Below are 22,676 nucleotides of genomic sequence, written 5' to 3' on the forward strand. Positions count from 1 at the left end.
ATTACACAATCATTCTGCCTATTCAGGACGGCGATGTCTGAGGGGTGAAACCCCTCAGACATTCGCCAACAGTCTCTCCCAAATTTTCCCACAAACTGCATCCCAACAGGTAAACCTGCTTCATTCCAATACAAAGGCACAGACATTGCAGGCTGCCCTGTTACATTGAATGGTGCTGTATAGGGAGTGAAGTTAAAGACTTGTCTGGCGAGAGGCTCAATCACTTTCATGACTTTCAGTAACCAGCTTGCATTTGTTCTCGCAACCAAATTCATCAAAAATTCTTTCCCTGATGACGGTTGAAGTGAACCAATAGGAATTGGAGGTTGAGAAAGGGTGGGAGTCAGCAAAACATCATATTGTTCAAAAAATGGGCCTATCTTCCGTGCCTCTACCTGTAATTGACGAGCTGCTTTAGCATAGTCAGCCGCACTCAAAGCCTCACCTAACAGGCCTAAACAATAAGTCCCTAATTCAAAATCTTCAGCAGTCACTTTTCGTTGTGTTGATTTAGCCGCCCACTCAATATCTGCACGAGTTTCCCCAACAACAATTCTCATAAAATTTAAGGCAAAAGCTTCTCCATCAAATTTAGGCCGATCTTCTACAACTTCATGCCCAAGTTCTTGAAGTAATTTAATGGTTGCTTTCAATCCCTCTATGCAATCTTCATGAACCGCATCACCCAAAAATGGATGAGTGGTAAAAGCAATGCGAAGTTTTCCTGGTGCAGTCGTAACTTCGTCCAAATAGGGTCTTACCTGTGGCGGAGATAAATAGGTGGCTCCCACATCAGAACCACTGATTGCATCCAGCATAGCTGCACTATCGCGAACAGAACGACTTAGCACCGTTTCAGTTGAAAATCCACGCCACAATTCACCTGCAATCGGACCAGTGGGAATACGCCCCCGACTGGGTTTTAGTCCAAAAATGCCACAACAAGATGCTGGAATTCGGGCAGAACCGCCGCCATCCCCCGCCCCAGCTATGGGAACCATTCCTGCTGCAATCGCGGCCGCAGAACCTCCACTAGACCCTCCTGGTGTACGCTCCAAGTCCCAAGGATTGCGAGTCACTCCCCAAGTCTGAGGTTCGGTGTAGGGTGTAATACCAAATTCTGGAGTATTTGTCTTACCTAAAATGACAACTCCTGCTGCTTTGAAACGTCTCACCAATTCACTATCATGGCTGGCTGATATATTTCTAAGTAAACGATTGCCACTACTGGTAGGAACACCCGCATACATCGATCTCAAATCTTTTAATAGAAAAGGGACGCCTTTGAATGAACCCTCTGGCAAGTCATGATTGACTAACATCCTTGCTTGTTCATACATTTTGCAAATGACAGCATTAATTACTGGATTGTACGCTTCAATCCGGGCAATCGCTGCATCCAATAACTCGGCTGGAGTAACTTGCTTTGCTTGTACTAACTCAGCCAAGCCTAAACCATCATATTGTTGATAATCGGGAAAGCCAGACATATTGCACTCCTCAGTTATTGAGTAATTGTTCTAAATTACAGCGGGAAGCGCTGTATACCCTAGACTTCACTCTATACAATTTGCTTGATACTGCATAATTGTTACAGGAATTCTGAATAAAGTTTTAGCTAATTGAGACAAACTGAACTTGAATTTAAGCGACTCCGGCAATTCTTGTACGGAAACTTCTCCGAAGCCAAAGCGAGTATAAAATAATGCAAGTCGCTTTCCCAAACATTCTAAATATAGCGGTTCTGTAGCTTGTTGAATTAAATATTTTGTGAGGTAGCTTCCCAAACCTCGATCGCGCCAATCTTTCGCCACCACCAAACTGCCCAATTCTTGCGCGCCCGCAAAGTTCCGCAACTGTCCGCAAGCTGCCAATTTTCCCTCGCATTCGATGACCCAGAATTGCTCCCAGCGCAACTGAGTTGGATCGAGTTTGGCGCTCCAAACTAACCTTCTAATTGATTTGATATCTTGAGCACAGGCCTGGCGGATAACGCATTGTGGCGGCAACTCCAAAGAATTTTCATTCATTGTGATTTTTGTTGGCTGTCTCGTTTAGTTTGAGTTCTCAACAGGCTTATTATCTATTTAAGTAGAAGATGTGTTACTCGAAATTATACCAGCTAGCCGCTTCAAAATGCGAAAGACTTCGTAAAGTTCGTTTCCTGGACTCCCAATATCGAAAAGTTTAGACACGGCATACTCCGGTATGTCTCCTTTGGTCACTTTGATAAATCGAAAGCTGCTACCATTTGTCAGAAGCCCAAATGTTAGTGGTTCTGGACTGGGGTCATTCAGCATATAAAATAGTAACTGAGGAAGTCCAGCTTCAACGGAATATTGTGCTCGCTTCGCTTCGATCGCAACAACCCAAAAAGATTCAATTAAAAGCAGAACATCAATACTTCCTCTGACAAGTATACCTTCATCCACGGTGACAAGTTCCACCGATTTTTCTGCTTCTATATGAAATGGATTCAGGTATAAATCTGCTAAAAAGAGCAAGGGAGCAAGTACCACCATTTTTACGGTATCTTCTATCATGGAGTGGTCGGCACTGTTAGTATAGCCAGCCTTTACTTTGTCTAGATATCGCTTTTCTTCATCAGTAATTTCTGGTAAATCGTCAATCCACTCCCGGAAGAATTGCTCGTCTTCACAAAGTTGGAAGTTAAATTTTGTTTTGACATCGTGCAGGGTCAGTGTTTTTGCTTGAAGTGATTGTGTCATAGTTTTCAGTAGCTATTTGCTAGTTGTAATTTATTCTAGCAGAGCAACTGTCGATCGCCTCCCACAAAACCTCCGCGCCAAACCTTACGGGATCGGTACAAGGCAACCCCGTTTCTGCTTGAAGTTCAGCTATTGCTAACAGCGCATCTGCCTCATTTAAGTGATGAGTGTTGAGGGCGATCGCGCTCACTTTTCCCCCTGCAAAAGCACCTGCAGCAGCAGCTACCATTTCGTACAATTCAATTACTTTTGATACCCTGGGAATCGATACGTGCGGGTGATTGCGAATGCGAGTTTGTCCGGCTCTGTGGGCTAAAATTAAGTGAGTTGGCTGCGAACCCCGCAGCAGCGGCAGAGTCGCGGTCGAACCCGGATGCAATAGCGAACCTTGCCCTTCTACGTGCAGGATATCGCATTCAGAACCCAATTTGAGCACCATTTGTTCGACAGCACCAGCGGCAAAATCAACTCGCACTGCATCCAAAGGAAGGCCTTCATTTCCAATCATTAAACCCGTTTGTCCCGTTGCCAAAAATTTGGAACGCAAACCCCGCTGCAAGCAAGTGCGATTGAGTTCTAAACTGGTTGACATTTTGCCAACGCTCATATCTGTGCCGACGGTTAACACGCGGCGACAGCTTAATTTAGCAGCGGCGGCAGAGGCGATCGCACCCACAGATTTCGGTTCCTGACGCACGTCCCAAATCCATTGATTTTCGGTTAACGGAACTGTTATCAAAGGGGCAAGTTTCGCGTGCAAACCATTGACAACTGACAAACCTGCTGCTACCGCTTGATTAATTTCTGGCAGCCATTCTGCCGGCAAAACACCGCCGGAAGGAGCGATACCAATTAGCAGAATATTCGGCGCAAATTGCAGTGCTTCTGCAACGGAAGCAACTATCGGTACTTGTTGAGGAATGCCAGTTAATTCAGGTAAAGATTGTCCGGCACATTGGCGGTCTATTACTGCTACAATTTGTGCTTCGCTGTAGCGCAACAATGCTAAACCTGTTTTCCCGGAAGAACCGAGAATTCCCTCGTGGAACAAGATAGCAACTTTGCCATTTTTGATCGGATAGTTTTTAGTCATTGATTTACTTGTGATACGGGCGATTTTAGATTTTAACTTCAATCTAAAATCTAAAATCTAAAATCTAAAATCTAAAATCTAAAATCTAAAATCGATTGGGTGTTAGCTGTGATTTGGGTTCAGGATAAGATCATTCGGATCTTCTCCCAATTCTCGCAATCTGGCCTCTAGTCGCGAGGCTCGCTGGCGTTCCTGTTCCGCTTGTTGTTGAGCGGCTTCGGCTTGCTGTTGAGCGGCTTCCTCCGGCAACAAAACTAAATTGCCATATTCATCGAAAAAACGCACCCAAGTCGCTGTTTCTCGATCGACAATTCCTTCCCAAGTGCCCAACCAAAAACCTAACGTTTCGCACCACAGCCAACCCCGCTCGTCGGGCACTAACGGCTGATAGCGCAGGGTGGCATCTAAACGCCATCCTTGCAAAGAATTCGGCTCGAAAGGATCGAAAACAAAGTAATCAGGAGTTCTAAAAACCTGCTCGTAAATATCCTTTTTTTTGCCTGTATCCTGATTTGCCGTTGACGGCGACAGCAGTTCCACAATCACATCCGGGTAACGTCCGTTTTCTTCCCAAACTACCCAGCCTTGTCGGGAAGTATTGCTGTCTACACCCAAAACTGCGAAAAAATCTGGGCCTCGAAAATCCTGATTCCGAATCTGTTTAGCGCTGTAATAAATAAACATATTGCCACCGACAAAAAAATCGTTCCGGTTAGCTAAACCTTGTTCTAAGGAACGGATTAAAACGGTCATCGCTATACGGTGGCGGTTGCTTTCCATTTCTGCACCATCATCAAAAATCAAATCAGTCGGTGGCTTGTGTTCTTCAAAGAAAAGCTTGGCTTCTCTATTAATTTGCTCTCCTATTGATTCTACTGGTATCATACTATCTCCAGATTTGTTTTGAGCGATACTTCTATTCTACAATCTCAACTCGCCGCACTCCCAATCCCGATCGCCCGTTTGGCAGCAAACACCCATTTTCGACGATCGCACCGGTGAAAGGATCGTCTAATAAATTTAAGTGACTGTCCAAATCCAAATAGTCAGCTAGCGGTGAAAGTTGTGCTGCTGCTGTATTTGCGATCGCGCTATCTGAATAACAGCCGAACATTACTTGCAAATTGCAGGCTTTTGCTGTGTGGATCATCCGCATTGCTTCAGTTAATCCCCCTGACTTCATCATTTTGATATTGATGCCGTGGACGCAGTGCGCTAACTTGGGTATATCGGAAGTATTAAAGCAACTTTCATCAGCAAAAATTGGCAGGGGCGATTTACGGTACAGTTCTGATAATTCATCCATATCCGCGACTGGTGAAAGGGGCTGTTCGACATAATTTATCTGGTATTTTTCTAGCCAGTGACACATTTCGCTCGCACTGCTCAAACTCCAACCACCGTTAGCATCTACACTGATTTTAAGGTTAGCGGGTGCTTCCTCTAGCACTGCTATTAACATAACTTTGTCGGCTTCGATTCCTTCGGGATTGCCTAATTTGACCTTGACGGCGCGGTATTTGATGCTTGCTGGATCTGTCCCATCTTTACCAAACCAATCGCGCACTCTTTCTCTTGCACCAGACGGCGAATTAATGCCGATTGTGACCGAGGTGGGGACGATGCGCGATCGATCTAATCCCCACATTTTCCACAACGGCAAGCCTGCTTTTTTGCCCAGCCAGTCGTGCATTGCCATGTCGATGCCGGCCCGGGCGGCTGAGGGTAAGTTGACCTCTGTTAATACTTGTTCGATTTTTTGGCGATCGAACGGAGTAAACTTTTCTAGCAGCGGTGCAACTTCCTGCAATGCAGCTAGCAGCATTTCGGTAGTTTGGGGCCGAGAACCTGTGGAAAAGGGCGATGCTTCTCCCCAACCTTCGATTCCTTCGTGTGCTAATTTTACCCATAAATTCGTACTTTGGGCTGTTGTACCGCGGCTGATGGTAAGGGCAAACCGCTTGCGGACAGTGAAAGTTTCAATTTGAAGGTGCATTGTCAGTGATTGGTAATTTTTTCTAAATAAAAATCCGAGGGGGCGGATTGTGCAGCTCTTGCGATTTGTAACTTTTTACTTTATAGTTTGATTTTGCTTGTTCTAGTTTATCAAAAACTTGATGAAATTCCTTATTTCTGTTTCGCCGAAGAGAGTTGCCTTCTCTCTCAGCATTTGGGTGCTCTTCTTTGCTGTTGCTGGTTGCATCGTACAAGTTCTGCGCTACGGTTTTAACTATAAAGAACGCTGGATTAGTTTGTTTAACTTAGACCAAGAAATAAATTATCCTTCGTGGTACTCGTCATTTACTTTGCTGTTTTGCGCGATTTTGCTAGGTATTATTGCTAGTGCTAAGAAGAAGCAGGGCGATCGGTATTTTGGACACTGGAAAGCGCTGGCGTTGATGTTTGTATTTTTTTCTTTAGATGAAATATTGAGTCTGCACGAAATATTAATTATTAACGACTTGCGAAAGGCACTGAATTTAGGGGGAATTTTTTACTTCATTTGGGTAATTCCTGGGGCGATTTTTGTTGGGATTACTGCGCTGGCTTATCTCAAGTTTCTCCGGCACCTACCCCGGAAAATAAGAGACTTTTTCTTACTAGCAGGCAGTATATATGTGGGTGGAGCACTTGGCATGGAAATGGTTACTGGCTATTATGCAGATGCGGTAACTCAACGAAACTTGATATACGGTTTGATGGTTTGTGTTGAGGAAATTTTGGAAATGGTAGGGGTGATCGTATTTATCTACGCCCTGCTGTCTTACATCGGTTCCCATCTTAAAACTATTGATTTGCAGTTGAAGATATTGGATAATCCAGAGAGGTAAAACTGACGATCGACCAAGATTATTAACGAAATTGAAATCGCAGACTTTATGGCTATCTACTTCTACACCACTGCCAGCGAATACGGCTGTTTTTCTAACTTTTCCAGTCATGGATTCGAGTTAGACGGAGAATATTGGCCAACTACCGAGCATTATTTTCAAGCACAAAAGTTTCCCAAAACGGCTCATTGTGACCAAATTCGCCACGCAAAAACACCGAAAGATGCCGCAAAAATGGGACGTGATCGCTCTCGTCCCCTCCGTAAAGATTGGGAAAAAGTAAAAGATGATATCATGCGAAAAGCCGTACTCCGCAAATTTGAAACTCATGCCGAAATTAGAGAAATTTTACTCGCTACTGCGGATGAGGAAATAGTCGAAAATTCCCCTGTTGATTACTATTGGGGTTGCGGTAAAGATGGCAGCGGCAAAAATATGTTGGGCCAGATTTTAATGGAAGTAAGGGAAATATTGCGAAAACGCACATCAGAGTAAAACAGAACTTAAATTTCCCAAACTAAAGCAGGACTTATTTAATCCTAAGTCCTGCAATGCTCGTCAGCGAGCATTTCCTCAATTTTCTTAAACACTGAACTCATAAATCGGCATGAGCAACTGTCAAAACTTGTGTCAATCTCGTCGGGCTGTTCTAGTAGAGGGTTTAGCCTCTCCTCAGAGACTGCGAAGCAGGGGAAACGGTAAAAACCCTGCACCACTTTTTTTGTTTTAACAACTACTCTCAACCGGAATTAACTTTTATGGTTGCAAGTACAGCATTGTTACCCAGTCGCCTCCCGGACACCGTTCCCCTAAAGTTGGCGATTCACAGGTAAAACAGCAAAACACCTGTTCTGGTTAAAGTTTGTTTTTTATTGATGCTGTATCTTTACTATTGTGTACGATTTGTGGAAAGTGTCAGCAGTGCTACAGAATTCTTTACATTTGTGATTTATTTGGATACCATCGCGCCACTCTGTCGCAGTTGCTGTTGAATTTTGTTAAATTCTTTCTGTTCTGCGCTTAGCAAACTATTGTCGATCGGCGATCGCATATCCCACTGTAATTCGGACAATAACAACAAACAACCAGCCATAATTATTCCTGTGGTTAGATATTGCCAAGGTGCAACGAATGTTAATAAAGGGATACTAAATAAATGAGTTAGTCCAATCAGGAGAAAAGTGCGCGATCGCAAACCGAGTCCTGTACAAAAATAGCCGATCGCGCTCAACCCCAACCACAAATCGCAAAGGTGCAGCAGCAAACCTCCCCAACCGGCAAAAATACTGCAATCGGTCAAAACCAAACCAGTTATCATCAAAATCGCCCAAGAGTAAAGAATCCAGCTAACACGCTCGACTCTTACCCAAAACAAAGTCAAAACCGCCATTCCCGCAGTGCCAATTAGAGTCAAACTTGACCACAGAATCGCCTGAAAGCTCCAACTGATGGGGAAAAACTGAGCAGTGAAAAAAATCCCCCCTGTCACCAAACCCCAAAGCAGAAAAGTTTGGTCGATGCGGGTATAAAGTCCTGAGAAAAGAGTAATATTTCCAATTTGCCAGCGGAGTTGCAACAGGCCTTCGCGGTCTTGTACGTCGAGATGTTCCTGTTTGCAGCGGATTAGGGGTTCGGAGGCGTTGAAAAAGGTCATCCAGTGTTGGGGAAAGTATGAAGTTTTGTGTATTGTAACAAGTCTTAAAGAATATTTTTAAGATTTTTTCTTGTTCCCAGGCAGAGCCTGGGGACGCAGATTTGGAGGCTCTGCCTCCCGCGAGTCTAAGACTTGGGAGGCAGAGTCTCTGGATACTGATTCCCAGGCTGTGCCGGGGAACCAAGAAACCAGTGATTATTTGTGTTTTTTGTTCAGGGTTTTGGTCAACTGAGTAATTGAGTTGAGCAAAGTTTGGGAAAAGTAAGCCATTGCAATAATCACGGCTACTGCAACTCCTCCGTACATCAGTAAGGGCATGAAACCTCCAGTTTCCGGCGGTGTTGCCGCATCAGTTGGAGTCGTAGAAACCAGAATGACTTGGTTTGTGCTAAAATCAGACATATAAACTCCTTGGTCTGTACAAAGACCATAAAAATGGGAACTTGACGAGCGTTTCTGGTGGCAGCCAGTCGCTCTGAAAAAAACAAGCGATCGAAAGCGTCTCTAGTAACAGCTAGGGGCGCTTGTTTGCTTGTCAAGGGCAGTCTAACACTGCTTTCAAAAATATACAACAAAAATAACGTATATTTTTGAAACGTATGGTACAATTAAACGTATAAGCGGTAAAATCCTTGTCTAAAAAGCATTTCATGGAAAAACCTAAAAAAAATCAGCAATCGCAGCTTTGAGTTCTGGGGCTACACAAACAAAGTCCGCTAACGGCCAGCAGGTTGAAACCTGAGGCTACACAAACAAAGTCCGCGAAGGCGGACTTTCGATAAGTTGTGTAAAACCTGTTTTATGAAAAGCACATATCTTTCTCGATTTACTCCTAGTTTAATGACGCCGGAAGCGTTAGAAGCAATTCTAGTTAAGCGCCAGCAATTAGTGCAGGATTTAGTTGAACGGGTTCGCGAAAGTGCTGCGAATTCAGCTAAGCATTACACGCTGTTAATTGGACCGCGCGGTATTGGCAAAACTTACCTAATTTCACTGCTTTATCACCGCGTCTGCAAGCTAGAAAATTTGCGGGAAAAATTGGTCATTGCATGGTTGCGGGAGGAAGAATGGGGCGTTTCGTCTTTTTTAGATGTTCTGCTGCGAATTTTCCCGGCCCTTGAAAATGAATATTTAAAAGAATATAATGCCAAACTACGAGCAACAGTAGAAAAATTGTATCAGTCACCAGATACCGCAGAAAGTACGGCCGCCAAATTGGTAAAAGAATTTGTTGGGAACCGCACTTTCCTGTTGATTGTAGAAAATTTAGATGAGATATTTTCCGGGTTAGGCGAAGAAGGACAAAAGCAATTCCTGGCCTTTATTCAAGAGTTAGGCAAATGTACGATTGTCGCCACATCAACCAGTTTATTTAAGGGGATTAAAATTAAAAAATCTCCGTTTTACGGCTTTTTCAACATTCAGGAATTGCCAGAGTTGACCTTGGAGGAAGCGGCGCAACTGTTGAAGAATATCGCCGAATTTGAAGGAAAGCAAGAATTAGCAGCTTTTATTGACACGAAAAAAGGGTTCGAGCGAATCAAAGTTGTCCATTACCTTTCAGGCGGTAGTCCTCGGATTTATATTATTCTTTCAGCTTTTCTTACCCGTGACTCCCTCGACGAACTGAGGAAAGCATTTATGGAAATGCTGGATGATTTAACACCATTCTATCAGGAAAAAATTAAAATTTTGTCCAATCAGCAGCGAAAAATAGTTAATTTTTTGTGCGACAGAGGCGGTGCTACACCTGTAAAAGAAATTTCTAAATTCTGTTTTATTACTCAGCAAACAGCATCGAGCCAACTGAAAGATTTGCGAGATAAGGGTTATGTCAAAACTGAGGAAATTGGACGGGAATCTTGGTATGAATTGCGGGAACCCTTAATGCGTTTTTGTCTTGAGGTGAAGCAGCAGCAAAATCAACCGATTAGATTAATTATAAATTTTTTGCGATTTTGGTATACGCGAAAAGAGTTGCAGCAGCGATTGGAATCGAGGATGGATGATTTTGATTTTTCTGACAGAGAAAGTCATGCTGAAGATCAGCAATGCTCAGAACCGATTCCATTTGATACTCTAAAGGATCAAGAATATTATCGCCTTGCGTCTGAGGTAAAAGATATCGAATGGCGCAAAGAAGCCTTAGCTGCTTTAGATAAAGCGATCAAGCTTAAGCCGAATTCTGCGTGGGCTTGGACTAAGCGGGGTGATGTACTCGACCACCTTAAACGCTATGAAGAATTCGTAGCATCCTACAACAAAGCGAGCCAGATTGACCCAAATGATCAGTGGGCTTGGGCTAAGCGGGGCGATGTATTCAACGACCTTTTTAAACGTTATGAAGAAGCCTTAGAATGCTACGACAAAGTGATCGAAATTGACCCAAATCATCAGTGGGCTTGGGTTAAGCGAGGTGATGTACTCGACCATCTTAAACGTTATGAAGAAGCCTTAGTATCTTATGATAAAGCGATTGAGGTTGACCCTAATTCTAAGTGGGCTTGGGTTAAGCGAGGCGATCTATTAAACAACCTCAAATGCTATGAAGAAGCGTTAGTATGCTTTGATAAAGCCATCGAACTTGATGCCAATTATCAGTGGGCTTGGCGTATCCGAGGCAATGTGCTCAATAACCTCAAACGCCACGATGAAGCATTAGCATCTTTAGATAGGGCGCTCACACTTGATGGCAATTATCAGTGGGCTTGGGCTAACCGAGGCAATGTGCTCAATAACCTCAAACGGTATGAAGAAGCTTTAGAATCTTACGATAAAGCTAGCCAGCTTGACCCCAGCGATCAGTGGGCTTGGGCCAGCCGAGGCTATTTACTCAACAACCTCAAACGCTATAAAGAAGCTTTGGCATCCTTAGACAAAGCTATTGAGGTTGATCCGCATGATGCGATCTCTTGGAACAATAAAGGCTGGTGCTTGCTCAACCTGGAACGCTATGAAGAAGCCTTAGTATCCTTTGATAAAGCGATCGAACTTGATGCTAATTTTCAGTTAGCTTGGTTGAGCCGAGGTGTTTTACTCAACAACCTCAAACGCTACGATGAAGCCTTAGTATCCTTTGATAAAGCGATCGAACTTGATGCCAATTTTCAGTCGGCTTGGGCTGTACGAGGCGATGTACTCAACAATCTTAAGCGCTACGACGAAACATTAGCATCCTTAGATCGAGCGATCGAACTAGGTGATCGATCTTCATATGTCTTCTTCAAACGCGCTATGGCTATTCTCGGATTAAATCGTTGGGATGAAGGTATCGCTGCCTTATACGACGCATTCCAACGCCTAGAACCAAGCGATGAAGCTGATGCAGAAAATGCCGAGTTAATTACCCGCAACCTGTTCGCAAACACGCACGATGCAGGGATATGGAAAAATCGCATCACCAGCCTAATTGCAGTTTACGAAAAACACGAAGCTATCTCAATCTTAGGACAGGCAATTGTGCGAAACATCCCCGCGCTAATGTCAGAAATGGTAAGCGACAAAGCTGCACGCACTTGGTTAGAATTGTGGCAAGAACTAACCAGCAAGTACGAAGAATTCCAAATTCCCATCCGCCTGCTGAATGCGGCTGTCCGCTATAAGGAAACAAAGGGCGACAGACGAGTTTTGCTAGAACTTGCCATAGAAGAACGCAATTTATTAGAACCATTGGTATCAACACAACCCGAATAAGTAAAACAGGACTTACGCACTCCGACAAAGAAACCGGGTTTTTTACCTAATCTTCGAGTACAAACGAAGTATTTTCGTAAAAAAAACCGGTTTCTGGGCACCCTGCGTAAGTCCTATAAAATAGGTATAAAATAGAAAGTGATGCTACTAGCAATGGAGTCATCCCCATGACAACAACAATTTCCTCTCAAACTTTGCCAGAAATCATCTACCCAGACAGCGACGGAAAACCCATGTCTGACAATACTAAACAGTTTCAATTAATAGTAAAAATTCAAGGCGGAATAGATGCCTTATTCAAAGACAACGAAAATGTCTTTGTAGCAGGTGATTTGCTGTGGTATCCCGTCGAAGGAGATAACAAAACTCGCCAAGCACCTGATACTATGGTAGTCTTTGGCAGACCCAAAGGTGACAGAGGTTCCTACCAACAGTGGCTTGAAGATAATATTGCGCCACAAGTTGTCTTTGAAATCATCTCCCCCGGCAACCGAATGCGAGAAATATTTAAGCTTTTTAAGTTTTATGATAATTATGGAGTCGAAGAATGTTATTTCTACGATTTAAAGGATAAGGAGTTAATGGGTTGGATGCGAAGTGACGGAAAACTCAACTATATTGAATCAATGGAGGGTTGGGTAAGTCCGCGTTTGGAGATCCGTTTTGAAACTGCATCGGGAGATTTAGAAATTTATCGTCCCGACGGACTAAAGTTTTTGTCTTATGTGGAGTTATCAAGACAAATGGAACAAGCGCAGCAGCAAATGGAACAAACGCAACAACAAATAGAACAAGAACGACAGGAGAAAGAGTTAGTACAGCAAAAAGCCGATCGCCTTTCAGAAAAACTCCGAGAAATGGGCATAAATCCAGAGGACATTTGAGATTATAATAGTCCTCGAATCACGGGCGATCGGAAAATGGGTTTTTCACCAAATCTGCGGGCTGTAACGCATCTTATCGTAAAAAACCCGGTTTCTAGACCCCCATATCTTAATTATGCAAAATCCCCGCCAAATAGCCTTTCTCGCACTCCGCGAAGTCCACCGCCGAGGTGCATTCGCAGATGCCGCCCTCGATCGCGCTTTCAGCAATTCTCAACTCAACGACCTCGATCGGCGTTTAGTCACAGAATTAGTTTACGGTAGCGTCAGGAGAATGCGATCGATCGACTTCATCATCGACAAACTAGCCACCAAGAAATCCTCCCAACAACCGCCCGAACTCCGCACCATCCTACATTTAGGCTTATATCAACTCGAATATCTCAACCAGATTCCCCCCTCCGCCGCCGTCAACACCACCGTTCAACTAGCAAAAGAAAACGGGTTTTCAGGACTCAGCAGTTTTGTCAACGGTTTGTTGCGAGAATATACCCGTTTAACCCCCCCAACCCCCCCTTGCCAAGGGGGGGCTAAGAGTGTTGCAAATTCCCCTCAGCAAGCAGAAACTAAAACTACCTCTAACTCCCCCCCTTACCAAGGGGGGGCTGGGGGGGGTTTTAATTCCCCTCAGCAAGCAGAAACTAAAACTACCTCTAACTCCCCCCCTTACCAAGGGGGGGCAGGGGGGGGTTTTAATTCCCTAAAATTACCCGAAAACCCAGTCCAACGCTTAGGAATTATCCACAGTTTCCCCGACTGGCTAATAGAATTGTGGATCGAACAAATAGGCGAAACCGAAACCGAACAACTCTGTGAATGGTTCAACCAATCCCCCACAATTGACCTGAGAATCAATCCCTTAAAAAGCTCGATCGCCCAAATTGAAGCTGCCTTCAAAACCCACAACATCTCAACTAGCAGAATCCCACAGTTGCCGCAAGCATTAAGACTAAATGGCAGCATCGGCGCAATTCAAAACCTTCCCGGATACAGCGAAGGTTGGTGGACAATCCAAGACAGCAGCGCTCAATTAGTCACCCATTTACTAGCGCCCCAGCCAGGGGAAACTATCATCGACGCCTGCGCCGCACCGGGGGGAAAAACCACCCACAGCGCCGAATTAATGCAGGATGAAGGTACTATTTATGCCTGCGACAAAACCGCCAGCAGACTCAAAAAACTTAAAGAAAATGCAGACAGACTCCAGATGAAATCCATTAAAATTCATACCGGAGACAGCCGCCATTTCCCAGAGTTTGTTAACCTCGCAGACAGAGTTTTACTAGACGCACCTTGTTCTGGCCTCGGAACCCTCCACCGCCGCGCCGACGCCCGCTGGCGACACACGCCGGAAAACATTCAAACACAATCCCAACTGCAATCGGAATTGCTAGCAAATGCAGCGACATTTGTCAAGCCCGGCGGCGTATTAGTTTATGCAACTTGCACAATTCATCCGTTGGAAAATGAAACAGTTATTCGATCGTTCTTAGACAGCAATCCTCACTGGCAAATAGAACCCCCAACAATTGATTTACCAGTACAGCCATCACCCGAAGGATGGGTGAAAGTGTGGCCACACAGACATCACATGGACGGCTTTTTTATGGTGAGGCTAAAGCAATTGAAAAAAAACTAAAGTCCTTACTACAAACCGATAGTTTAATATCCCGGTTCTTGATAAGCAGGCTCTTGATAAGCAGGCTCTTGATAAGCAGGTTCTTGATAAGCAGGTTCTTGATAAGCAGGTTCTTGATAAGCAGGCTCTTGCGGTGGGTAATACTTCGGTTCAGGATTAGGATTATAAGGCACGATCGCCCCATCCTCATTCACAATCATCCCGCGAATAATCCTCTTAGGCTCCACCGGTTTTGCCTTAATACTGCCCTTGCGACCCTCCAACTTCGGCAACTTCGGAAACTTCTCAACGGGCATTCCCTTAACAGCTTGACTCATAAAATCGCGCCAATTGTAGGCAGCCGTACCGCTAGTTCCCCAAGTCGGATAATTATCATCATTCCCCAGCCAAACCCCAGTCACCACCTGTGGAATGTAACCAATAAACCACAAATCCCTGACATTTTCCGAAGTACCGGTTTTGCCTGCTACAGCGCGATCGTTTAAAGCCGCCGGCCCCCCCGTACCGTCTTGCACAACACCCTCCAACATCCAAGTAGTAATCGCAGCACTATCCTTATCCAAAACCCGCTTCGGTTTAAAATCAGCCTGATAAATCACATCTCCCCGCTGATTAATCACCCGCTTAATTCCGTGGGCTTCAATAAAATTTCCTTGGGCTGCTAAAGTACCGTAAGCATTGGTTAACTCGAGCAAATTCACCTCCGAAGAACCCAAAGCCAGGGAATAAATCGGACTCAATTTCGACTTAATTCCCATATCGTGGGCTACTTTTATGGCCGGTTCAAAACCCACATCCATCAACACCTTCACAGCTACGACATTCACCGAACGTGTCAAAGCATCCGAGATCGATCGCCAACCGCTAAATTTTTTGCCATAATTATTCGGTTGATAGCCGTCGATAATAATTGGTTCGTCTTCGTAACCGTCATAGGGAGAAAAACCAGCCGCCATCGCCGCGGCATAAACCAACCCTTTAAACGTCGAACCGGGCTGCCGCAAAGCCTGGGTAGCACGATTAAATTCACTTTCCTTAAAATTTCCCCCTCCTACCAGGGCTTTAACTTCCCCAGTCTTAGTGTCCATAGAAACTAAAGCGGCCTGTTCAAAACCCTGACGGCGGCCATCAACTTCGATCGCATCTTTAACCACCTTTTCCGCTATTTTCTGCCACTTCAAGTCCACCGTCGTCTCAACAGTCAAACCGCCAGCTTCCAAAGCATCCTGAGAAACATAGCGCGGCAATTCCTTCCGAATGTAACTAGCAAAATAAGGTGCGACTACTTTAAATCGCTTCGGCGGACTTGGTTTAACGGCAATAGGTTCCGCCATCGCCTCCTTCGCCTCAGCCTCTGTAATTACCTTTGCTTCCTGCATTTGTTGCAGCACAAGATTGCGGCGTTGCTTAGCAATATCAGGATTAACTAAAGGCGAATATTCGCTCGGTGCCGGCGGCAAACCCGCCAAAGTTGCCATCTCTGCCAAAGTTAATTTATCGACTGTTTTGCTAAAGAAAACCAAAGCTGCATCTGCCACTCCGTAGGCATCCGAACCCAAATAAACCAGATTTAAATATCTTTCTAAAACTTGGTCTTTACTCAACTCCCGCTCTATTTTCTGAGCTAAAAGAGCTTCCCGAACCTTCCGCCTAATACTTCTTTCCTGATTAAGAAAAACAACGCGAGCCAATTGTTGCGTAATTGTACTGCCGCCCTGCACTAAATCTCTCGCTATCAAATTAGAAACAATCGATCGCACAATACCTTGATAATCCACCCCGCGATGTTGGTAAAAACGGCGGTCTTCTATCGCAATAAAAGCTTTAACCAACAGTTCGGGAATTTCTTGAAGTTTCAGTTTATCTCTAGTTGCAGGCCCCGACTGCAACAAAATCGTATTATCTGCCGCCTTAATTGTCAGCGTTCCGTCGCGGTTAAACGCTGACAAATCGTTAACATCCGGCAAACCTTTGTCTAATGTGTACAAAATCCATAAACCGTAGATTAAAGCGCCCCCGCCTATACTTGCCACACCTAAACTTATCCAAAATCTAGGGCGGCGGGGGATACGTTTTTTAGTATTTTCCTGCGGTGAGCTATTTTCCTGTAGTGCCGTATTTATCTGCAGTTGGGTGTTCGGCGATGCGCTATTTTCCGGCAATTCGCTACTATCCGATTTTTGGGGTGATTTAGTTCCCAGCAAACTTAATCCCGGCCGCAACAATTCTTTTCCCTTGGTTTGCAAGCTGGTAACTTGAGGTTCAATTTCCAACCAAGCAATTAAGCGCTTCAACCCTTGCCAATTGCGCTTGACTATTGGATATCGAGCGTATTCTGGCTCTAAATATTCCGACTCTAAATATTCTGACTCTAAATATTCTGACTCTTCTAGAGGCGCAGCATCTTCTGATACCACATACTCGGATCGCTCATCCTTTTTCCGTGGATAAAATTCCGCCTCTGATTCCGGCGAGTTGAGCTTATTACCCTTCGCAGCCTTCGGCGGTTCTCGATCGGAATTACCGCTTATTGCGTTAGTGACTTTGCTCAATGTATCTTTGATATTTGAGAAAAATTCTGCCACGTTCAGACCTTCAAACCTCATCAAGTCCGATTAAAAATTAAAAATTAAAAAAGCTAGCCTTCTTCAATTCTTAATTTTTAATTCGACATTTTTTCTTGAATAACACACGCTGCCTTGAATTAGCTTTTTTGAATTAAAAACTTTTTAATTCAAAACTAAAAATTCAAAACTTTTCTTAACGCTGCAGAACTTGGTATTTTTTTGAGAGGTGAATTAGATTTTTTGAATTCAAAAATTTTTAACTCAAACCTCAAAACTCTGCTTAACTCGCATGACCCAGTGCCAAGGCTGCTACCAGCATACCCAAAACCAGGAAAGGCTGAGCACTTGCCTGATATTTAACATCATTTTCCAGGGGATTACGCAAAAAGTACATATCCTGAAAAGTAATTTGGGGAATTATCAGCAGCAGCAGAATGACAGCGTAAAGATTTTGGTGGATGCTGATCAGGTAGCCTGCAATCCCAGCTTGAAAGATGTCGATCATCAAAACGCAAATCCAAGCTGCGGTGCTGATGCCAAACATCACTGGCAAAGATTTTAACCCTAATTGCCGATCGCCCTCAACACTTTTGAAATCATTGACGATCGCAATCCCCAGCCCTGCCAAACTGTAAAACAGGGTCAAAATCATAATCGTCGGATCTAGTGTACCAAACAAAGCTTGACCCGCCCACCAAGGCAGGGCAATGTAGCTAGCACCCAGGGCATAATTTCCCAACCAGCCATTCTGCTTCAGTTTCAGCGGAGGCGCAGAGTAGATATAAGCTAGAAACGCGCCACCGAGAGTCAAAACAGTCATTATCGGGAATTCATGACCCGCCCACAAGTCTAGAGCATAAGCCACCCCAATGCCAGCCGCTAATAATACCAAAATTTGCGTTACTACTTGGGGAATCGAGATGATACCGGAGGGAATCGGACGGTAGGGCTCGTTAATGGCGTCGATTTCGCGATCGTAAAAATCGTTCAAAGTTTGAGTGTACCCGGTCAGCAACGGCCCTGACATCAACATACAAGCTGCTGCGATCAAGAAATTCTCTAAGTTCCAAACATAGTTCCCAGAAGACGCAGCCCCGCATACCACGCCCCAAATTAGGGGAATCCAGGTAATCGGTTTCATCAATTGCAAGCGAATCTTCCAGATAGAAGTTTCTCCGCTAGCGGCCCCTTTCATGCCCAACAGTTGCCTAGTTTTGGCACTGCGGTTTTCGGTAGCAGCACTTTCCGGTGCAGCTTCTGGGGAGATTTGGGATGGAGGAGAGTCAGACATAATGTGATGTTAGCGGTACTGCTACTATTGCGTCGTTTTGCATTTCAATAATAATTCAGATAGCTTACCACTGATATTTAAGGCAGATTCTTGAAAACTTACCCTGGCTTGGAGTTGATGCTAAGGAAAAGTAGGAGTTTCACAATATATTGAGATATCATTTTTTTGTGGAAATGTCAAGAGGATAAATACTTTTTTTATAATTTCGCTGAGGCCGCCTGCAGGGGGAGATTTTTTACCAGCAGGTGCATTTAATGTCAATTACCATGAGGCGATCGAGTTTTTTGCCATACTACCCTTGAATCATCTCATCTGGCAGAAAATCTGGCAAAAATTCAGAATCTAGAACCTCGACAGCAGTGTAGATACATAATTTCGGAAACGTCTCTACAAGCAATCCAGTTTCAGCGCTTGCTTGTTCTGCTGCATCCGCATAGCATTGAGCCAATACCTCTTCAAGATATGGTTTGAGACTGGGGGAATCTTTCAGAGCTTGGCGAATGTGTCTGCGATGTTCGACAATGCTGCCTTTCCAACTACCGCTTCTTTGATCCGGTTGAAATTGCCACTTGAGCAAGTGCAGGAGAATTACCACCAGATTACTCTCTAAACTCCGGCGTTCACTTCGCCCCATGTCTTCTATTTCTGCAATCAGATTTTCCCAGTCGATGTTTGAATAGTCACGAACCCGCAACTTTTCCACAGTGGTTTCCATCCATCTCAGGTAATCTGTATCATACAATTTTTGTGGTTCAACTTCTAATTTTGTTGTCATAAGCTGTTCGTGCTAACAACTGAAATTAACAAATATGGCGATAGGAATCAAAAGGCAGTCCCGTCCGTCGCTTGACTTCGACAACTGATTTGTAAGCGCCTTTTCTCTGCCTTTCTCTAACTATTTTTTCCGCAACATATCGATCTAAACCGCTGGCTATCAACTCTTCCGGCGAAAGAATATTTAACCGTTTCCAAGTAAACTGCAATTCTTTTTGATAATTGTAGCTGAAGCAAATCATCGGGGCGATTCGTCTGACGTGACTTTCGGGAACTCCGGCTATTTCTGATAACTCTTCGGCGTGGGTAAAAATGTAGCCTTCGTTTTGCAGAGATTCAATATCGTTGGCGTAGACGATCGGCAAACCCAAGATTCTGACCATATCGTCTTTGGTACACTCGTTAATATCTATTTTGCCGCGCACGTTTGCTAGTTCTTCGGCATTTGTCGCAGTTGCAGGAACCAGTAAGCCTCTAGGTGCGGTTTTGATCAGATAGCGCTTTTTCAAACTAAAAGCAGTAACAATTTGAGCGATCCACACGATCGTACCCAAATTAGTTGAAGAAGATACCGCTAGTGCTGCTAAAGTAATTGCAACACCCCATCCCATCCAACTACGAATATTTGACTTTTGGCCTGCATAGGCGATCGCCAATCCGCCGAAGTAGGGAATAAAAGCATACCACACCCAATTTGGAGTTTGACGCAGCCAGTATAAATCTTGAGACACTTTAATTTTATCCTTAAATAATTGTGTTCTCACACTTTCTTATTTCACTCCCACTTTTTTAATAGTGGGCTTCCTTCTTCCTTCTTCCTTCTTCCTTCTTCCTTCTTCCATCGAACTGACATCCGTTACATCCGAAGAAAGCTAATCCGTTGCCGAACTTCCTTCTTAATTACAATTCTCGCAACAGTTTTTGGCGTTTTTCTTCATATTCTTCGGCGGTAATTGCGCCCATATCGTAAAGTTTTTTCAATTCGCCGATCGCCCCGGTTACATCTTTTGCCGCTCTGAGGGCATACCCCGACGGCAACATGCCACCATTGTACTGAACCTGAAAAGCTTGTTCCGACATCAGCAGCAGGCCGATAAAATCGAAAAATGCGAGCAGTGACGGAATTAATGTCCAAGAAAATAGCAAGTATAATACCCCTGCTAAGTTATTGCCCAAATAAAATTTGTGAACTCCGAAACCTCCTACAAAGAAAGCTAACACAACTGCTACGGTTTTATCTTTTACCATTTTTACTTTCCCCAGTTTTTTATTTTAACTTCTGCGATCGACCTTTAACCCTCGACCTTTAACGATCGAGCTAAGTAATCTTACTAATTTTTACTCATTTATTTGGGTTTTTGCGAAACTTAGACATCGCAAAATACAGCAGAACGATACCGACTTGAGCTTGTAGAATGACCAAGTAGCCTCTCAAGAAATAATTTAGTTCGCTGCCTGAATTGAGAGAAAATATTAAAATGCCCAAGGCTGCGTAGGGTGCGAAACGCATCCAACTCGGCGTTCCCTCTAACTTGTGGCTATTCAAATTGCTCATTGGGTTTAAGCCTCATCCTAAATTAAAATTTAGCTATAAATTAGCCGGATTGTCAACTTCCGTTTGGTGCGATCGCCCGCGCCAGTCTCTCAATCATCAGCCCACAAGATATTACTTCCATGTTAAACCAGGTTTTTCCGCTAAAGTAAGCGACCGGGGCGGGTATATCTGGATCTGTGGCTAATATTACAGATTAGGATGAACCCGCCCCTAATGAAATTCCGGTTATTTTACCGGACTAGATATCAGGGGCGCACCGATCACCCTAATGCTGTGTTTGGCAAGAGTCGATCGCCCCCACGAAAACTGTCAAAAAAACTCGGTTAATTCACAATTATTAACAACCGCCCGAATTAACTCGCGCCGCCGCCCAAAAGAAACAGACTCAGGAGAGTACCGCTGTTCCAAAGACTGTGGAGAAGCATAGGAGCAAGGAGATTGCGCGATCGCGTGTACACAAACCCCAAAACCGCACCCAAAGTCGCCAAAGGCAGAATCTCAGAAACACTCAAGTGAGCCACAGCAAACAAGAAAGCAGAAGCTGCGATCGCCCCCCAAACAGGCAAATAGCGAGTCAGAGAAGGCAGCAGAAAGCCCCGAAACACGATTTCCTCAAAAACCGGAGCCGCGATCGCAGCAGTGCCGAAAAACACCGCCAAAGCCACGTTGTCCCTACCTTCGAGAACGATCGGCAAAATCGGATTACTGCCACCTTGTCCCTGCCAGAATTGCTGATTGATCAGCGACACCAAAACTACCAAAGGCAAAGCAACAAAATACCCGCCAAATCCCCACAAAAACCAATTTCCCCGCAAATTAATCCGAAACCAACCTTCAGGCAAAGGCAAAAAAGACTTGACCGAAAAATACAGTACCGAAAGCCCCCCAGCCGACAGCAACAAATAAGTCGCAAAGATATAAAAAGCCTTGTCGCGCGGGTCAAAAGTAGCAGGATTGAGTTTTAAAACAGCCAGAGAAACCGGCAGCAACAAATAGGGAATCAAGATTTGGCCGACAAAGAAAAAGCCGACCACAAGTACCTGCCAAACAATCTCACCGTCCCAAGGCACATCCCAAGTCAAGCTCGCATTTCGCGCCAACAGCGGGCCGGAACCTGCTGTATCTAACTGCTGCCGCTGCAACAACCACTGCACCGTCAAACCAACCAACAAAACCGTGCCAATACAAAGTGCGATCGCCGGAACGCCAACTATAATTGCCAACTTTTCTACAGCTTGCTGGGCCATTACTTGCTCTGCTGCTTGCAGGGCCACCAGCTCTTTAGAACGTTCTTGCAGCTTGTAAAGTTGAGCGAGAGCGCGATAGCGAAACCAGCCATCCAAAGACTTTTGAATGCGCGGCTCGGCATCCGGCAGTAGTTGAGCCGGATTGCTCCAAATTCCAGTTAAAACTTGAGCAGTTACCACCGAAGAATCGTCATCACTTTTAGTTTTGTAGCGCTCAACTAAATTTGTCCAAGTTTGGATAGCCACCTCAGTTTTGCCACTGCTTGCCTGCAAAATTCCCAATCGCAAGTCAAGTTCGTTTAGCAGCACTGACTGTTGATTGATCGACTCTGACGCAGCCTTATTTGGAGCCAAATTCAGAGTATTATCCTCAGACTTAGAGGCGATGGCAGACTGAATTTGTTTAACTTGTGCTTGAGTTGTTTCGAGAGTTTTGCGAGTCGAGTCTCGCGCTTCTTGATATTGCGTCAAAGCCGTATTTAAAGGATCTGCACCGACAATATTGTTGCGCGCCGAACTTAAATTAGCACTCTGATTATTTTCTCCTTGCCACTCCGAGGCGTGCAGCAGCAAATTTGTCTGGTAGAGTTCCAGCCGACTTTGAATTTGCGGCTGATTCCAACTAGCAAGTAAAGATAAACCGACCAGGGCGATCGCGATCGCCGTTAAAATACCTAAAATAACCCGCTTCAGTGTCATTACTGCTTTTCCGTCCCGCG

General features: G+C 44.5%; 20 protein-coding genes. 5 read left to right on the forward strand and 15 right to left on the reverse strand.

Going from position 1 to position 22,676, the window contains the following annotated elements:
• From QUA03_RS21510 to QUA03_RS21535, 6 genes are all read right to left on the reverse strand, one after another.
• On the reverse strand, nucleotides 1-1,490 hold a 1,490-nt coding region (locus QUA03_RS21510), incomplete at its 3' end, for an amidase (protein WP_333214789.1).
• Between the two features lie 66 nt (nucleotides 1,491-1,556).
• Nucleotides 1,557-2,030, reverse strand: a complete 474-nt coding sequence (locus QUA03_RS21515; RefSeq protein WP_333214791.1) for a GNAT family N-acetyltransferase — start codon at nucleotides 2,028-2,030, stop codon at nucleotides 1,557-1,559.
• Between the two features lie 57 nt (nucleotides 2,031-2,087).
• Nucleotides 2,088-2,729: a type I restriction endonuclease gene (locus QUA03_RS21520; RefSeq protein ID WP_333214793.1), complete on the reverse strand. Its 642-nt coding sequence runs from the start codon at nucleotides 2,727-2,729 to the stop codon at nucleotides 2,088-2,090.
• A gap of 19 nt (nucleotides 2,730-2,748) precedes the next feature.
• Nucleotides 2,749-3,822 carry a DUF1611 domain-containing protein gene (locus tag QUA03_RS21525; RefSeq protein WP_333214795.1) on the reverse strand — a complete coding sequence of 358 codons (1,074 nt, stop codon included), beginning with the start codon at nucleotides 3,820-3,822 and terminating at the stop codon, nucleotides 2,749-2,751.
• 102 nt (nucleotides 3,823-3,924) lie between these two features.
• Nucleotides 3,925-4,707, reverse strand: a complete 783-nt coding sequence (locus QUA03_RS21530; RefSeq protein WP_333214797.1) for a Uma2 family endonuclease — start codon at nucleotides 4,705-4,707, stop codon at nucleotides 3,925-3,927.
• Nucleotides 4,708-4,738: 31 nt separating this feature from the next.
• Nucleotides 4,739-5,818 (reverse strand): dipeptide epimerase, encoded by a 1,080-nt coding sequence (locus tag QUA03_RS21535; protein WP_333214799.1) that lies wholly within the window; start codon nucleotides 5,816-5,818, stop codon nucleotides 4,739-4,741.
• Nucleotides 5,819-5,939: 121 nt separating this feature from the next.
• Between QUA03_RS21535 and QUA03_RS21540 the strand changes: the two genes are divergently transcribed.
• Both QUA03_RS21540 and QUA03_RS21545 read left to right on the forward strand, forming a co-directional pair.
• Complete coding sequence (locus QUA03_RS21540; RefSeq protein ID WP_333214801.1) at nucleotides 5,940-6,653, forward strand: hypothetical protein; 714 nt, start codon at nucleotides 5,940-5,942, stop codon at nucleotides 6,651-6,653.
• Between the two features lie 48 nt (nucleotides 6,654-6,701).
• A complete protein-coding gene (locus QUA03_RS21545) occupies nucleotides 6,702-7,148 on the forward strand; it encodes an NADAR family protein (RefSeq protein ID WP_333214803.1) in 447 nt (148 codons plus the stop codon).
• A 454-nt stretch (nucleotides 7,149-7,602) separates the two neighbouring features.
• Here QUA03_RS21545 and QUA03_RS21550 read toward each other — a convergent pair whose 3' ends face one another.
• Both QUA03_RS21550 and QUA03_RS21555 read right to left on the reverse strand, forming a co-directional pair.
• Nucleotides 7,603-8,307 carry a hypothetical protein gene (locus tag QUA03_RS21550; protein ID WP_333214805.1) on the reverse strand — a complete coding sequence of 235 codons (705 nt, stop codon included), beginning with the start codon at nucleotides 8,305-8,307 and terminating at the stop codon, nucleotides 7,603-7,605.
• Nucleotides 8,308-8,502: 195 nt separating this feature from the next.
• On the reverse strand, nucleotides 8,503-8,709 hold the full coding sequence (locus QUA03_RS21555; RefSeq protein ID WP_333214807.1) for a hypothetical protein: 207 nt from the start codon (nucleotides 8,707-8,709) through the stop codon (nucleotides 8,503-8,505).
• Nucleotides 8,710-9,108: 399 nt separating this feature from the next.
• Between QUA03_RS21555 and QUA03_RS21560 the strand changes: the two genes are divergently transcribed.
• The 3 genes from QUA03_RS21560 to QUA03_RS21570 all read left to right on the forward strand — a co-directional run bounded on the left by QUA03_RS21560 (nucleotide 9,109) and on the right by QUA03_RS21570 (nucleotide 14,523).
• The gene (locus tag QUA03_RS21560; RefSeq protein WP_333214809.1) at nucleotides 9,109-12,000 is read left to right on the forward strand and encodes a tetratricopeptide repeat protein; all 2,892 of its coding nucleotides are present in this window, start codon (nucleotides 9,109-9,111) and stop codon (nucleotides 11,998-12,000) included.
• A 167-nt stretch (nucleotides 12,001-12,167) separates the two neighbouring features.
• A complete protein-coding gene (locus QUA03_RS21565) occupies nucleotides 12,168-12,884 on the forward strand; it encodes a Uma2 family endonuclease (RefSeq protein ID WP_333214811.1) in 717 nt (238 codons plus the stop codon).
• Between the two features lie 115 nt (nucleotides 12,885-12,999).
• Nucleotides 13,000-14,523, forward strand: coding sequence for a 16S rRNA (cytosine(967)-C(5))-methyltransferase (locus QUA03_RS21570; protein WP_333214813.1), 1,524 nt, complete (start codon nucleotides 13,000-13,002; stop codon nucleotides 14,521-14,523).
• Nucleotides 14,524-14,546: 23 nt separating this feature from the next.
• Here the strand turns inward: QUA03_RS21570 and QUA03_RS21575 are convergent, their stop codons facing one another.
• The 7 genes from QUA03_RS21575 to QUA03_RS21605 all read right to left on the reverse strand — a co-directional run bounded on the left by QUA03_RS21575 (nucleotide 14,547) and on the right by QUA03_RS21605 (nucleotide 22,656).
• Nucleotides 14,547-17,129: a PBP1A family penicillin-binding protein gene (locus tag QUA03_RS21575; RefSeq protein ID WP_333214835.1), complete on the reverse strand. Its 2,583-nt coding sequence runs from the start codon at nucleotides 17,127-17,129 to the stop codon at nucleotides 14,547-14,549.
• A gap of 241 nt (nucleotides 17,130-17,370) precedes the next feature.
• Nucleotides 17,371-18,381, reverse strand: coding sequence for a chlorophyll synthase ChlG (chlG, locus tag QUA03_RS21580; protein WP_333214815.1), 1,011 nt, complete (start codon nucleotides 18,379-18,381; stop codon nucleotides 17,371-17,373).
• Between the two features lie 292 nt (nucleotides 18,382-18,673).
• Entirely contained in the window at nucleotides 18,674-19,156 is a 483-nt protein-coding gene (locus QUA03_RS21585; protein ID WP_333214817.1) for a DUF29 domain-containing protein, read from the reverse strand.
• 25 nt (nucleotides 19,157-19,181) lie between these two features.
• Nucleotides 19,182-19,886 (reverse strand): helix-hairpin-helix domain-containing protein, encoded by a 705-nt coding sequence (locus QUA03_RS21590; protein WP_333085337.1) that lies wholly within the window; start codon nucleotides 19,884-19,886, stop codon nucleotides 19,182-19,184.
• Nucleotides 19,887-20,055: 169 nt separating this feature from the next.
• Nucleotides 20,056-20,403: an NINE protein gene (locus QUA03_RS21595; protein WP_333214819.1), complete on the reverse strand. Its 348-nt coding sequence runs from the start codon at nucleotides 20,401-20,403 to the stop codon at nucleotides 20,056-20,058.
• A 94-nt stretch (nucleotides 20,404-20,497) separates the two neighbouring features.
• A complete protein-coding gene (locus tag QUA03_RS21600; protein WP_333214820.1) occupies nucleotides 20,498-20,710 on the reverse strand; it encodes a hypothetical protein in 213 nt (70 codons plus the stop codon).
• A 353-nt stretch (nucleotides 20,711-21,063) separates the two neighbouring features.
• Nucleotides 21,064-22,656 (reverse strand): type II CAAX endopeptidase family protein, encoded by a 1,593-nt coding sequence (locus tag QUA03_RS21605; protein ID WP_333214822.1) that lies wholly within the window; start codon nucleotides 22,654-22,656, stop codon nucleotides 21,064-21,066.
• Nucleotides 22,657-22,676 lie beyond the last annotated feature (20 nt).

The sequence above is a fragment of the Microcoleus sp. S36b_A4 genome (assembly GCF_036700645.1).
Lineage (GTDB): Bacteria > Cyanobacteriota > Cyanobacteriia > Cyanobacteriales > Microcoleaceae > Microcoleus.